Below are 13,500 nucleotides of genomic sequence, written 5' to 3' on the forward strand. Positions count from 1 at the left end.
AAATTCAAGTTATACATGATTTATTAAGGCATTCCATTACGAAATTCAAATCGAAGAAGAGGATAATTATTAATCAAAACTATATAAGATGAGTAGCAATAATCATGATTGGTAAGCGATTAAAAATAGCTAGAATTAATGCAGATCTGACACAAACTGAACTTGGAGTGAAAGCAGGATTAGACGAAGAATCAGCAAGTTCCCGCATTAGTTCTTATGAAAATGAAGTTCATTCACCTGATTTTACTCTTGTAAAACGTCTCGCAAAAGTTCTTGATGTACCTAGCGCTTATTTTTATGCTGAAGACGATGAATTAGCCGATTTTATTATTCAATATAACAAGCTAAAAAAGCAAAAGCCTAATGCATTTGTGAGTTTAACGGCTTCATAATTGTGATGACATCAATTTATTTAGAACAATATCAGCTTGTTATTCATACACTGAAAGAAGCAAGAATTAAGCAAAACATAACCCAAGAAAAACTAGCACAAGCATTAAATCGGCCACAATCTTTTATTGCCAAGGTTGAAAGTGGAGAACGCCGTTTAGATGTGGTGGAGTTTGTACATATTGCTCGATTACTTTCACTCAATCCTGAGGCTGTAATTAAAAAGATTAAATAAAATGGCAATTATATACGGGTACATATGCTCATCAGCCTGTGATGATGAAGCTTTAGATAACTTTAATCGCTCTGTTTTACAACACCTTCCTCTTTATGGAGCCTATATTTGTCGGGATATGTTTGCTACGTTGCCGTATAACAATAAAGCACTTAGTAAATATTCACATATTATTCATTTTGCTGCTGAGTATAATGAGATGTACGTTATGCCAGATGATTGGCTAGAAGAGTTTGAAAACTTATTAATGTTTTTATTTGCAATCCTTGCTGTTATTTCACCCAACTATTGGTACTTTTAAATTACGTTATACGTAGTATCGGATATATGTAAGATCTACGATTATTGTAACCTTAGGCAATTCATCTCAGAAGGCTGTATGAAGAATAAAAACAAATATCGTTCTATATTTTGCTTAAGATTGAAGCATATCAGACTTGAGCGTGGTTTATCGCAAAAAGAACTAGGTAAATTAGCTGGAATTGATGAATTTGTCGCAAGTACTCGTATTAATAGGTACGAACAAGGGGTTCATGAAGCAAGTTTAGATACTGCCGGAAGATTAGCTGAAGCTTTAGATATACCATTAGCTTATTTGTACGCGGAAGATGATAAATTGGCTGAAATGATTTTGAAATATGAAAATAACAATTCATTAATTAAACAGAATTAATTTATGTCTCAACAGAAAAAAAAGAATGCGAAAAATATATCAAATAAAAATTTAGGGACTTATCTTTCTATATTTTCCGTTATGATTTCTATTATAGCCGTATACTTTACTTTTCAACAAAACTCATTGACAAGAGAACATAACCGCCTTTCTGTTATTCCTCATATCAATTCATATTTTTCGGATAATAGGGATGAAGAGTTATTTGGTGTATATATAATCAATAATGGGTTAGGGACTGCAATAATTAAGGATTTAGAGGTTTTTGTTAATGGTAAGGAGATTATTGGAGATTCAGAGGTTAAATTTTATCTGGCTATCCAAAAGCTCGGTTTGGATGAAAGTTGTTTTTATATTTTGACACCAAGAAATGGTGACACAATGGCTATTAATGAAGAATTGGCATTGATAAAAATAAAAAATAGAGCACCTAAATGTGCTATTGCGCAAACATACCTTTTTCATAAAGGAATTAGCTTTAACTACATCATATATTATGAATCATTATATGGTGAAAAATTTAAATATACTTACTTAGATAATGAGCAGGTGAGACTGTAATATTTTAAAAAAGCTATAATAGGATAGAGCACTTAAGTTTTCACAAACCCATTTCCCTCACCAAGTCATCAGCTCTTTACGCTTGTTTTAAATAGGTTGAACGATTATAGGCGCGCCAGACTTTATTTTTGTCGTTATGCGAGAGATTTTTATAAAAGCATGAACTCAATCTGAATTCTGTCTTGAAAGTTCATAATTAACCAAATAAGAACCCATCATGTTACTTTGTACAGTCGCTAATGCTTGAGTATTATAATCAGAATATTTTTTATCATTAAAACAGAGAAAGAATCTTTGTGATGTAAAGTGATCTTGTATTTTGATGCTTTCTTCACTGTAAATTAATTTTTGACCGATCTTTCAAAATTTAACTTAGGTTACATTTATTGTTATCTGCGATTAATAGATCTTAATGGGGATTAATGATAGTAAAGAAAACTTTAAATCTTTTATTTATATTCAATGTATTTGCTATTTAAAAATATGACAGAAGATAGTTGGTGGAGCTGGCGGGAGTTGAACCCGCGTCCGAAATCTCTACATCCTTGGTACTACATGCGTAGTTTGTCTTTAAATTTCGCCTACCTGCTGCGGACAAACACGCTACCGATAGACTAGCTTGATTAAGTTTAATGCTTCCGCCCCAAGCAAGGCTTCCACACGATCTCGTTTGGGTTTGACTCCTCTTTATCCCCGTCCTACGAGCGGAGGCTAGGGAGAGAAGGCTCTATGCAGGTTATTAAGCTGCTAGTGCGTAGTTTTCGTCGTTTGCGACTATTTTTTTGCGGTTTATTTACGAGGCCTACCGCACCTCGGCATGCACCTTGGGTTTCGCAAATCCCGTCGAATCCAGAATCAGCCCCAATTGTGAATTGTTAATGTAAACAATATCGGGGCATTATAGGTCAATTCAATAGGGAATACAAGTTAACCAACTTCGGGGTTTACCCAGTTTTCGGTTGGTTTTTCATCTTTTAATGCGGCAATAATATTATCGACTGCACATTTTGCCATTGCGTAGCGAGTTTCAACTGTTGCTGATCCTACATGTGGTGATAATAAAACATTATCAAGCTGCATGAGTGGTGAAGTTGTTGGTAGGGGTTCGACTTCAAATACATCAAGGCCAGCAGCTTTGATCGTTTTATTTTTTAATGCTTCAATTAATGCTTGCTCATCTACAATTGCTCCTCTCGCACCATTAATTAATATGGCTGATGGTTTCATTAAAGCTAATTTTTGTTTAGTAATGAGTCGTTTGGTTTGGTCGGTTAATGGCAGAATAATCACCACAAAATCTGCTTGGCTAAGCACGTCATCAAGTTCTAGGCGCTTAGCTTGATAAGCTTGTTCTACATCGGGATGGGCTGAGCGGTTATAGTAAATGACATTCATATCAAAGCCACAGTGTGCGCGTTTAGCAATCGCTTTACCAATTCGACCCATCCCTAAAATACCAATGGTTTTACCATAAATATCTGTGCCAAAATATTCAGGTGTAATGCTCTTGGTCCATTTTCCATCATGAATTAGATTGGATAACTCTACCGTTCGGCGTGCGGTCGCCATTAATAGTGTAAAAATAAGGTCAGCGGTGCTTTCGGTCAATACTTTCGGGGTATTCATTAATCGAACACCATGCTTTTTTAAAGCACTAAGATCATAGTTATCGTAACCAACCGAAATTGTTGCTGCTGCTTTTAATTTTGGCGTTTGGGTTAAAAATTCATCATCAATGCGTGTTGGCATATTAGAACCTATCATACCGTCGGCACTTGCTAATGCTTGAATAAAGGCTTCTGTATCGGTATTAGGATTACGTTCAAATAGTGTGAGATTAAAAGCTTGCTCTAATCTAGCTTGTTGATCAGCAGGAATTTTACTAAATAATACAACATTCTTTTTCATAAACTCTCCTTACGTGCTGCTTGAATTGTTTTAGCCAGTATATCGCTAGTCACTTTTATTGTGCAATTGATTGACTTAAAAAGTTAATTTGTAAAGAATTTTAATCTTAGAGATGTGTTTAAGCAAAAAAATGGTTTTGCACTCACATTTTATTTTGAATAATAACCGAATGCAGCTTGATTAAAAAAAGATGAGGTATAGTAATTATATCGAAATATTAATAAGTAACAGGCAAGCAAAGCCGTTAAATAGTTAATACAAGAATAAGTAATCGATAATCGTTCAAAAAATAAAATAAATAACATTAAGAATTTATATTGCCAGCCACTATGAAAATAATCTGATTGATTTGCTACTGATCATAATAACGCTGTAAAGTTATTGTTGATAAAAAAGTAAGATTATTTGACTTATTTTTGTACTAACACAAAAATTTTTTTTTAAAAAATTAAAAAAATATTTATTATAAATCAATTATATATGAATTTATTTCATAAAAAACTAAAATTATTTGAAATTAAATTGAACTTTTTGTTGTTTAGCTTGTCTATATCTACAGATTACATTTTTTCATTTTTTGCCCTCCACTCGAGTTTTCGGGTGGATTTTTTTTATCTGTTATTTTTTGTCAAACGATCTTTTCAAATTTTAGCTTCTCATTTATTGTTACTATCAAATTACAGTAAAAAAATTGCGCTTCACTCGGTAGGAAGATAATATTCATTATCGGCTATTGAAATGGTATTGTTTTTTCTGCTATCAAGTCCTGCCCACTAATACTTAATTATAAAGTGACCAAACTTAAGATAATCATGTACACTTTGATAGCTTTTTATTGATATAAGTAGAGAGATTTTTATGTTCGTTACCAAAAAAACACAAGGACACCTAATTGCCTTGATGACAATCTTTATTTGGGGAAGTACGTTTATTGCAACAAAAGTATTATTGGTCAATTTTAAACCCATTGAAATTTTGTTTTATCGATTTTGTCTTGGCTATGTCATGCTTTGGGTTTTAGCCCCGCGTTTGTTAGTTTGGCAGGGTATTAAGCGAGAATTAATGTTTTTATGTGCTGGATTTTGCGGAGTAACATGTTACTTTCTATGTGAAAATATAGCGTTAACTTATACCAATGCCTCGAATGTTGGGGTTATCACGACCTTAGCTCCCGTATTTACAGCGTTTTTATCGATATTCTTTTTGAAAACAGAAAGGCCGCCTCGACGTTTTTATATTGGTTGTTTGTTTGCTATTTTTGGGGTTGCATTGATTAGCTTTAATGGTAAATATGTGCTTTCTCTTAATCCTTTAGGTGATATTCTTGCTGTTGCAGCTTGTTTATTTTGGGCTTGCTATTCTATTTTAACCAAAAAAAGCAGTAATTATGGTTACAATACCATTTTATTGACTAGACGTTTTTTCTTTTATGGCTTACTACTGATGATACCGGCTTTATCTATTTTTGACTTTAAGTTTGGGTTAGAACGGTTTAGTCAAATGACTAATTTACTTAATATACTATTTTTGGGTGTTGGCGCATCAGCAATTTGTTTTGTATCTTGGAATTATGCAGTGAAATTAGTTGGCGCTGTTAAAATTAGTATTTATCTGTATTTATTGCCAATTTTGACCATTCTTGCTGCGGTTATGATTTTACATGAACCGTTTACTTTAATTGCTGCATTCGGCACCTTACTGACACTTATTGGTGTATTATTGTCTGAAGGTAGAATAAAAATTAAAAAGCGATGACTTAACTCTATGAGTTATATTCAAAAGGGGCTATTGCCCCTTTATTGTTAATTATTGTACTCGCTTATCAATAGCATCCATAATGATTTGACCAAGATGTTCATAATTTTCATCAAAATGATGCCCACCAGGCAATTGAAATGCTTCACCTTTCATTTCAGGCTGTAGACAGCCGGTATCCTCTTTTTCTTCCTCTCCATAGATGCAAAATAGTTTATTGGCTGGAATCTGTGCAACTTCTGGTGCGGTTTTCATTTCGTCACCCGATTGCCCTAGCCATCCACTGACTTCAATTTCAAAATTAGCATCTTTTGAAAAAGCTATCATAACTAGCGCTTGGACACTTTTTTGATCTTGCGGTGATAGTCGGTTATAGAGTGCAGGTAAAATATCCCCACCAAAAGAGTAACCAGCTAAAACGAATTGAGTTGTTCCCCATTTGTCTCGATATTGTTGCATTAAATAGCTCAAATCTTTCGCGCTACGTTCAACTGAACGATGCTGCCAAAACAGTTTTAATGCATCGACGCCAACTACCGCATACCCATGCAAAGCCATATATTCAGCCGAAACTTTATCAAGATCACGCCAACCACCATCACCAGAATAATAAAGTGTAATGGTTTTAGGGTGGATCTCTTTGCTTCTGGCGGGTAATTCTATAACAGGTAATTGTTCATGCTCACCAAATAAAATAGATGATAAGTGTAAACTCAGTAGTTCAGTTGGCGAAGCTTGGTATTCACCGATTGACGTTGTAACATGAATATTTTTTTGTTCCCGAGGAAAAACAGCAACATCATCATCCGGTGGATTATTCCAAATCACTTGCCAACTACCATGGCTGGCTTGTGCCGGTAATGGTGCATCGCAATCTTTGTGATCTAAGGTAAATTCAATTGATAATGCTTTGGCGTCATCACTTTGTTGTTCTGTTAACCATCTATAAGCAAAGGCTGCACCTTCTTCCATGCCTGCGACAGCAAAATTCTTTTCTTTGAGAATTTTTTTAGCTTGTTTAAAACGTGCTTGCTGCTCACTACAACTGGCAGAGGGCTTTAATTCAAACTGGACAAGTTTAGCGCCCATTTTTTCTGACAAGTCTAACAATTGTTGTTCAGTAAAATGATTTTTGGGTGTAGCAACAATAATTGCGGCTGCTTCAGCTGAGCGTTTTGGGGCTGCTGATAGAATGAAATACTCATTATTGATTGTTACGGTCTTAACTGATGCACTTTCTTGATTTTTTATAAAATACCAGCCGAGTATAATCAGTATTAATAGCGTAATAAATAATAAAGCATAGCGTATAAATTTTTTCATATTAATTATTTTTATTCTTTTTTAAACCTGTAATACCACCAGAAATAAGCATAGTAGTATCAATTAAAGCAACTAATGGATCAAGCCCTGCGGGAACGGCCATATAACGCGGCTCCCAATGCGTTGCAAACTTTTCTTTAAAGCGACGTAAACCTTGAAAGTTATAAAAACGTCCACCTCGTCTAAACACGAGTGCACCTAGCCTTTGAATTAATGGGGCGCCGCGTCGCCTTTGCATACCAGCCAAGGGTACCATACCTAGACTAAAGTACTTAAACCCTCTTTCTTGATAATGCAAAATTAAGCCCACCATTAAAAATTCCATCGTTAATTTGGGAATATCTTGTATGACCCGCATTAAATCGATACTGGCAGAATAGTGTTGATCGGTCTCAAGTAAATTAACAAAAGCAATGATGCGTCCTTGGTATTCAATGACTGCTATCGTAAAATTATCCAGATATTGCTTAGAAAAAGACCCTAACGAAAATCTTTTTTCCTTTGAATGTTTATTTTTAAGCCAAGCATCCGAAACCGCTTTTAGTTCATCAAGCGGCGCTGTTCCTGGTGGATAAAATTTGAGTGATAGTCCATCACGTTGCCCTCGATTCCAAGTATAACGAAGATCTTTATAACCTTTTGATGTTAAATCAAAGATTTTTAAATTGACTAATGCTTCTTCACCAAGTTTTACTGTACGTAAACCAATATCCATATAAAAAGGTAAATTAGCTGCTTTGACTTGATAAAAAACAGGGCGAAGATGATGTTCATCACACAGATCACGAAATGACCAAATTAAGTCAGCTCTATCAGCAATATCACCAATCGGGTCAAATAAGGCAACCATACTTCGGCCGCGTCTTGCATACATAATAAAGGCGGTTTGTTCTTGGTTGAACAAGAGTGATTTATCGCCACTCATTGCTAAGCCGCCTTCAGGCTGTTTTGAATTTAAAATGATTTCATAAGCTTTATTAAGTTGTTCTGTTTCTGGTTTAGTTAAAATTGGTAACGCTGGCCTAAATAACCAGATTAACATAATAGAACTTAACAAAATAAAACTGCCTAAGGCTGCACGTAATGCACGTGGTACTCGGCTATCTAATTCAAACTGCCACCATAGATCTTGGCTATAGGGGACATCTTGATAAATAAATAAAATAAGCCAAACAAAAAGCGCAATCAGACAAAAACAGATGGCAAAAGATTTGAAAGAAAAGGGGATAACACTAAGTCGGCTTTTTCGATAAAAAGCATGCCTAAAATTAATGAGTAATATTGCAATAACTAATAACGTTATGGCTTCTATCCAATGTAGGCCTCTTAACACCGAGCAGAGGCTACCAATCAAGAGTAAAACAACGGTAATTGCCCACGCTGAATAAAGACGTCGGCGTAAACCCATTGCAAGTAATAAACATAAAACGCCAATCAAACTCGCACTTAGATGAGCTATATTGATAATTTTATTCGGAATAAATTCATCAACAAAACGATGATTAAAACCAGGAATGATGCTAGAAAACATCATCACTACACCGGCAAAAAATACCGCAGCAGCCATGATAGAAGCCGCAATTCCCGTTTGCGTTTGCTTGACTTGTGATGAAGTTAAATAATGCTTTCCTTCATTGATTAACAGCAAAATCCCAGCAGGGATAAGCGGGATTAAAATATAAATAATACGATAAATGACTAATGCGACAGTTAAAGATGCTGCACCAATTTGAGATGAAAATGCAGCGAGCATAATTGCTTCAAATACGCCTACCCCTCCTGGTACATGACTTAATACACCAGCAACTAATGCTAAAATGTAAATCATAATAAAGGTAATAAAATTTGGATGAGAAGGTAATAGAAAGTAAAGGATAGCCCCTGCTAAGACAGCATCAAAGAAGGTAATAATAAATTGGCTTGAAGCCAAACGTAAGTTTGGTAAACGAATAGACCATCTTGCAATTTTAAATAAGCGAGTATCTTTATTAGGCCTGTCCGATAAACGATTGCAGTATAAGAAAATAAATAATCCAACATAAAAACAAAATAGCATGCTTGCTATCAATATCACGCCATTTTCAGATAAGTGCAAAGCAACCATAGCATTATGTGGATGAATTAATGCCGCCGCTGCTGCCAGTAATGGTAGCGTAAAGCCTAAAGAGAGTGTAACAAAAATCGACATTCTTGCCACATCAATCGTTGTTAGTCCATATTTGAAGTATAAACGACAACGAACTGCGCCCCCTGATAACGCCGATAAACCTATTGCATTACCAATAGCTGAAGCACAAATTCCACCTAAAACAATAATAGAAGGCTTTAGATTTACGCCTGCATAACGTGCGGCTGACCATTCATAGCAAATTAACATTAAATAGCTACCAATAGCCGATAAACAAGCAAATAAAATAGCTTGCGGTGAGAGTTGGTGAACGGCTAATTTTAAATCATCAAGATTAATTTCTTTTAATAGATGCCAGCAAACAATCAAAGCAATAAAAAAGATGGATAATCCAAATAATAAAGCTAGGAATTGGCGATAGCGAGTGAAGTATTCTATCAATTGCCAAGGCAAAACTTTACGCGCTGATATTTTCACGTGAGCAACTCCGATATTTGCTTTATAAATTTTTGATTTGCGCATTCTACCTTTCAAGTTTGTTGAAAACAATCATCCCAAAATAAAAAAAATATAAAAAAAACATTAATTATTACTGAGCAACTTGTTTAATTGATTATTTTTATTTAGTTGATATGAGTTTTTAACAAAAATCATTATGGGTTAATAAATATTACTTTTGGGATAATATGTATTGCTTTATAGTTAGTTTACTTTTAACCTTAGTTGCAAATTAGCTAAAGTAATTTAAGCGTTATCACTGATAGTTTATTCGTAAAAAGGCATTTAGTTGTTGTTTTGTTGTTATCAATAATTATTTAATAAGTTGTTTTATTATGAAAACAGAGATAGGTAATTTAAATAGACTTCGATCGCCAAGCTGGCAACGTTTTAGTAGAAGAAGATATTGTGTTTTGTTCATTCCTATTATTTTTCATTTATTGCTAACAATAATAACTCGATTTTATTTCATTTTACTCGCTATAATGCCGTTTTGTTTTGGTTTATTCAGTTTTGATGTTTTTAGTGCATTACCCGTAGTTCAAGCTGTTAAGACTGTAAATACCATACAAGGTTCGGCTCCCTATCTTACTTTTGATGGTGGTAAAAGCCGTGCTTATACCACTTATGATTTATTCGTCATTACTTTACCTGACGGCAGAGAATTTAATTACTCAAATAACGTTTCCTCCACCACTAATCCGATTCAATTAACCGGTGCACCAACCAAAGTTAAAGATATTAAAACGATCATCCCTTACAATCAAACAGCAGATAGCTCAGATCAAAACAAGGATATCACTGCTCAACAAAGCATGACCGATGTGCTCAACTCTGGTCCTTATTGGTTTGATGTCGATGGTGATGGTGAAATAACGGCGACCGGTCATTTTCAATTGATTGTAAAAAATGCCAATAACCAAGTGCTTAGTTTGGATGATGAATTAAACGATTGTGAAGCGCCTTATAGCTTTAGGCTAATGCATGATGGGAGTGATGTCACCACTAAATATGGCGATCCTAACCATTTTTCATTGAACTACACTGATATGATTTACTACCTGAATCCGGCACCGGGTGCTTGCTCTTTATCGGCAAAACCCAATTTATTCGTCAGCGATACCCATAAAACTTGGTCAGGTTCGAATTATTCAGGACCGCAAGGCATGTGGGATGATGCCAAAGGATTCAGACAACAATCTTTTGATAATCCAGAATTGAACTTTCCAACTATGGCCGCTAATGGGCTATTGTTTACCATGGATTTAGCTGATTCAGCCAGTAATATGAGCTTTACTAAAATACCTGCCGATTCCGGCATTGACTTAGAGATTACCAGCAAAGGTAATCAAGCAAAAATCACTTTAACCGGTCCGGCTGACGGCGCCAGTTTGCAAGATGCAAGTAAAGCAGCAGTTGCCACCACCTTTATTCTTTATGCCGATAAGGCGAAAACCCAAAAGCTATATAGTTTTACCATTAAAAAATGGTTTATTGCTAAAAAAACTCGTCCGGAAAATTTTGATGAAGCAGCAAAACAGTATTGTCGTGATTTAGGTTATCAATTACCGACAGTATCACAATTGACCAATGCCAATTCAAAAGATTCTTCGAGTTATTGGGATGGTGGTTTGGCCGGGCAAGGCAATAATTATCAACGCCGTATTGGTGGTGGATTGTTTGCTGAGTGGGGCGAAATTCATCTAAATTCTTATCCGCAAGCTGACATTTACCCTAATGAAATTTACTTGACTAGCAATGATTTGCAAGTTTATTCAAATATGGGACAAATTCAAAAAAGGGGATATGGTAGTCTGGTTTGTATCAGTCCTAATTAACGTATTGCGACAATTAGTGATGAAACCATATGTATTGTTTAAAATAACTCGGTTGATTGAAATGCGTGACTTAGCAGCGATAAAATCAAGTTTAGCTTTATTGATATCAAAAATGATAATAGCTTGTCTTGGCATTGTTTGTTACAGTGTGAATGCGGGTTTACCTTATGTTGAAGCGGTCGAAACAACAAATACCATACAAGGTTCGGCTCCTTATATCTCTTTCGATGGCGGCAAGACGCGCTCATTTTATACCGATAATCTTTTATCTATCACTTTACCTGATGGGCGAAAATTTACAAAAGCAACCAACACTTCATCAAAGCAAGCACCCATACAATTAAATGGGGAATCGATCAGCGCCAAAGATTTTAAAACCTTAATTCCTGAAAACCAAACATCCGTTTCTTTAACTGAGGTATTTGCGACTAACGGTTTTTGGTTTGATCAAGATGGTGATGGTGATATCACAGCAACAGGGGATCTTATGTTATCCATTCAAGATGCTAACGGTAAGTCTGTTGCTTTGGATAATGAGTTAACTGATTGTTATGCTCCTTATAGTTTTACGTTGAATCATATGAATGGCACATTATCTACTAAATATGGTCAGCCAAATACGGTTGCATTTGACGCAAATAGTACCACTTACTATTTTTCTCCGTCTAATGGTGCCTGTACTTATTCAGCGGAGCCAAATTTATCAGTCAATGACAGCAAAGGCAACAGTTGGGGCGGAACGGACTATTCAGGACCAGAAAATCAATGGGATGATGCTAAAGGTTTTAAACGGCAATCTTTAACGCATCCAGAATTAAATTTTCCAACTATGGGTGAGAATGGTTTGTTTTTTTATCTGAATTTACTTGATAGTTCAGCACCAGATATGAGCTTTGATAAAATACCCGCTGATTCAGCAATTAATTTAACCATCACTGGTAATGGTTCTAAAGCCAAAATTCAATTAACTGGACCGACAAGTAGCGCTGATGCAGCACAAGCAGCTAAAGCTGCTGTTGCTACGACCTTTATCTTATATAAAGATAAAGCTAAAACCAATAAAATTTATGCTTTCACTATACAAAAATGGTTTATTGTTCAGGCTGAAAATACCAGTATGCTTTTTGACCAAGCAAAACAATATTGTGATAATTTGGGTTATCAAATACCGACTTTACTGCAATTAACTAATGCAAATTATAATACAATTTGGACAGGGGGATTACCCGGGCTAGGTCGTCACTATCAACGCCGGATCGATGGAGGACTGTTTTCTCAATGGGGCGAGACAAACAACTATTATTATCCTGAAAGCCATTTTATTTCCGGCGCTGTTTATTGGAGCGCAAATAGCTTCCAAGAGGGCGGTAAAACTTATTATTTGCAAGTGCACTCTAACATAGGGATGATTGATTATTGGACAGATAAAGCTAAAGTTGCTTGTATTAGTCCTAATTAAGCAAAATAAAAAGGTTTAAATGATGACAAATTTACCGCTAACTAAACATCAACAACGTGCTATGCAAGCCGTAAAAAATTTTGTAGAGCAAAAGCTTGCTCATGATTTTTCAGGTCACGATATGGCACATATTGAACGCGTAGTTAAATTGGCACAAAAAATCTTACTCAATGAGCCCAATGCTAATTATTTTATTGTTGTTTTAAGTGCTTATTTACATGATGTAATTGATGAAAAAGTAGTGTCTAATGTAGAATTAGCAGTTGATGAATTACGTGCTTTTTTAGCATTGCAGGATTTGACAGAACTTGAAATTACCTCTATTTTTTCTATCATCGAAAATATGTCCTATCGGAAAAACCTGAGTGATAAAAAAACATTATCCCTCGAAGGTAAGATTGTACAAGATGCCGATCGACTTGATGCCATTGGCGCAATAGGAATAGGGCGTACATTCTATTATGGTGGTAATAAACATAACATCATGCATGATCCTACGATTTTGCCAAGAATGTCGATGACTGAAGAGAGTTATAAGCAGCCTAATACGGTAATTAATCATTTTTATGAGAAACTTCTTTTACTCAAAGGAATGATGAATACACAAACGGCAAAAAAGATCGCAAAGCAACGACATCAATTTTTAGTACAATTTATTAATCAGTTTGAAAAAGAGTGGAGTGGTGATGACTAACTGTACCGCTGTTTAATGTGTTAAATAGTATGGAAGGG

General features: G+C 35.2%; 12 protein-coding genes and 1 other RNA gene. 9 read left to right on the forward strand and 4 right to left on the reverse strand.

Translation table 11 applies throughout. The features are described from left to right. Positions 1-104: 104 nt before the first annotated feature. The 5 genes from J3U59_RS06220 to J3U59_RS06240 all read left to right on the forward strand — a co-directional run bounded on the left by J3U59_RS06220 (position 105) and on the right by J3U59_RS06240 (position 1,859). The gene (locus J3U59_RS06220; protein WP_065563680.1) at positions 105-392 is read left to right on the forward strand and encodes a helix-turn-helix domain-containing protein; all 288 of its coding nucleotides are present in this window, start codon (positions 105-107) and stop codon (positions 390-392) included. A gap of 5 nt (positions 393-397) precedes the next feature. Beyond that, positions 398-625 carry a helix-turn-helix domain-containing protein gene (locus J3U59_RS06225; protein ID WP_267333778.1) on the forward strand — a complete coding sequence of 76 codons (228 nt, stop codon included), beginning with the start codon at positions 398-400 and terminating at the stop codon, positions 623-625. Position 626: 1 nt separating this feature from the next. Beyond that, positions 627-926, forward strand: a complete 300-nt coding sequence (locus J3U59_RS06230) for a hypothetical protein (RefSeq protein ID WP_267333777.1) — start codon at positions 627-629, stop codon at positions 924-926. Positions 927-1,004: 78 nt separating this feature from the next. Beyond that, positions 1,005-1,298 carry a helix-turn-helix domain-containing protein gene (locus tag J3U59_RS06235; RefSeq protein ID WP_267333776.1) on the forward strand — a complete coding sequence of 98 codons (294 nt, stop codon included), beginning with the start codon at positions 1,005-1,007 and terminating at the stop codon, positions 1,296-1,298. A gap of 3 nt (positions 1,299-1,301) precedes the next feature. Next, entirely contained in the window at positions 1,302-1,859 is a 558-nt protein-coding gene (locus tag J3U59_RS06240; RefSeq protein WP_220679143.1) for a hypothetical protein, read from the forward strand. 498 nt (positions 1,860-2,357) lie between these two features. On the opposite strand, the gene ssrA is transcribed toward J3U59_RS06240, so the two are convergent. Further along, positions 2,358-2,722: a transfer-messenger RNA gene (gene ssrA / locus J3U59_RS06245) on the reverse strand. A gap of 64 nt (positions 2,723-2,786) precedes the next feature. Next, positions 2,787-3,767 (reverse strand): 2-hydroxyacid dehydrogenase, encoded by a 981-nt coding sequence (locus tag J3U59_RS06250; RefSeq protein ID WP_267333775.1) that lies wholly within the window; start codon positions 3,765-3,767, stop codon positions 2,787-2,789. Between the two features lie 858 nt (positions 3,768-4,625). Here J3U59_RS06250 and J3U59_RS06255 point away from each other — a divergent pair. Next, on the forward strand, positions 4,626-5,522 hold the full coding sequence (locus J3U59_RS06255) for a DMT family transporter (protein WP_267333774.1): 897 nt from the start codon (positions 4,626-4,628) through the stop codon (positions 5,520-5,522). 51 nt (positions 5,523-5,573) lie between these two features. Here the strand turns inward: J3U59_RS06255 and J3U59_RS06260 are convergent, their stop codons facing one another. Then, positions 5,574-6,845, reverse strand: a complete 1,272-nt coding sequence (locus J3U59_RS06260; protein ID WP_267333773.1) for a virulence factor family protein — start codon at positions 6,843-6,845, stop codon at positions 5,574-5,576. 1 nt (position 6,846) lies between these two features. Next, entirely contained in the window at positions 6,847-9,495 is a 2,649-nt protein-coding gene (gene mprF, locus J3U59_RS06265) for a bifunctional lysylphosphatidylglycerol flippase/synthetase MprF (RefSeq protein ID WP_416379589.1), read from the reverse strand. Between the two features lie 311 nt (positions 9,496-9,806). Here mprF and J3U59_RS06270 point away from each other — a divergent pair, with 311 nt between their 5' ends. From J3U59_RS06270 to J3U59_RS06280, 3 genes are all read left to right on the forward strand, one after another. Beyond that, positions 9,807-11,309 carry a hypothetical protein gene (locus J3U59_RS06270; protein ID WP_267333771.1) on the forward strand — a complete coding sequence of 501 codons (1,503 nt, stop codon included), beginning with the start codon at positions 9,807-9,809 and terminating at the stop codon, positions 11,307-11,309. Between the two features lie 61 nt (positions 11,310-11,370). Beyond that, on the forward strand, positions 11,371-12,768 hold the full coding sequence (locus J3U59_RS06275; protein WP_267333770.1) for a hypothetical protein: 1,398 nt from the start codon (positions 11,371-11,373) through the stop codon (positions 12,766-12,768). 19 nt (positions 12,769-12,787) lie between these two features. Then, positions 12,788-13,462: an HD domain-containing protein gene (locus J3U59_RS06280; protein WP_267333769.1), complete on the forward strand. Its 675-nt coding sequence runs from the start codon at positions 12,788-12,790 to the stop codon at positions 13,460-13,462. Positions 13,463-13,500: the final 38 nt, after the last annotated feature.

Origin of the sequence: Gilliamella sp. B3783 (assembly GCF_026536125.1) — a bacterium.
Lineage (GTDB): Bacteria > Pseudomonadota > Gammaproteobacteria > Enterobacterales > Orbaceae > Gilliamella.

Coding starts and splice junctions, on each gene's coding strand:
- J3U59_RS06270 (WP_267333771.1), top strand. CDS start 9,807: ATGAAAACAGAGATAGGTAATTTAAATAGACTTCGATCGCCAAGCTGG.
- J3U59_RS06275 (WP_267333770.1), top strand. CDS start 11,371: ATGCGTGACTTAGCAGCGATAAAATCAAGTTTAGCTTTATTGATATCA.
- J3U59_RS06235 (WP_267333776.1), top strand. CDS start 1,005: ATGAAGAATAAAAACAAATATCGTTCTATATTTTGCTTAAGATTGAAG.
- J3U59_RS06220 (WP_065563680.1), top strand. CDS start 105: ATGATTGGTAAGCGATTAAAAATAGCTAGAATTAATGCAGATCTGACA.
- J3U59_RS06260 (WP_267333773.1), bottom strand. CDS start 6,845: ATGAAAAAATTTATACGCTATGCTTTATTATTTATTACGCTATTAATA.
- J3U59_RS06230 (WP_267333777.1), top strand. CDS start 627: ATGGCAATTATATACGGGTACATATGCTCATCAGCCTGTGATGATGAA.
- J3U59_RS06250 (WP_267333775.1), bottom strand. CDS start 3,767: ATGAAAAAGAATGTTGTATTATTTAGTAAAATTCCTGCTGATCAACAA.
- mprF (WP_416379589.1), bottom strand. CDS start 9,495: ATGCGCAAATCAAAAATTTATAAAGCAAATATCGGAGTTGCTCACGTG.
- J3U59_RS06225 (WP_267333778.1), top strand. CDS start 398: ATGACATCAATTTATTTAGAACAATATCAGCTTGTTATTCATACACTG.
- J3U59_RS06280 (WP_267333769.1), top strand. CDS start 12,788: ATGATGACAAATTTACCGCTAACTAAACATCAACAACGTGCTATGCAA.
- J3U59_RS06255 (WP_267333774.1), top strand. CDS start 4,626: ATGTTCGTTACCAAAAAAACACAAGGACACCTAATTGCCTTGATGACA.
- J3U59_RS06240 (WP_220679143.1), top strand. CDS start 1,302: ATGTCTCAACAGAAAAAAAAGAATGCGAAAAATATATCAAATAAAAAT.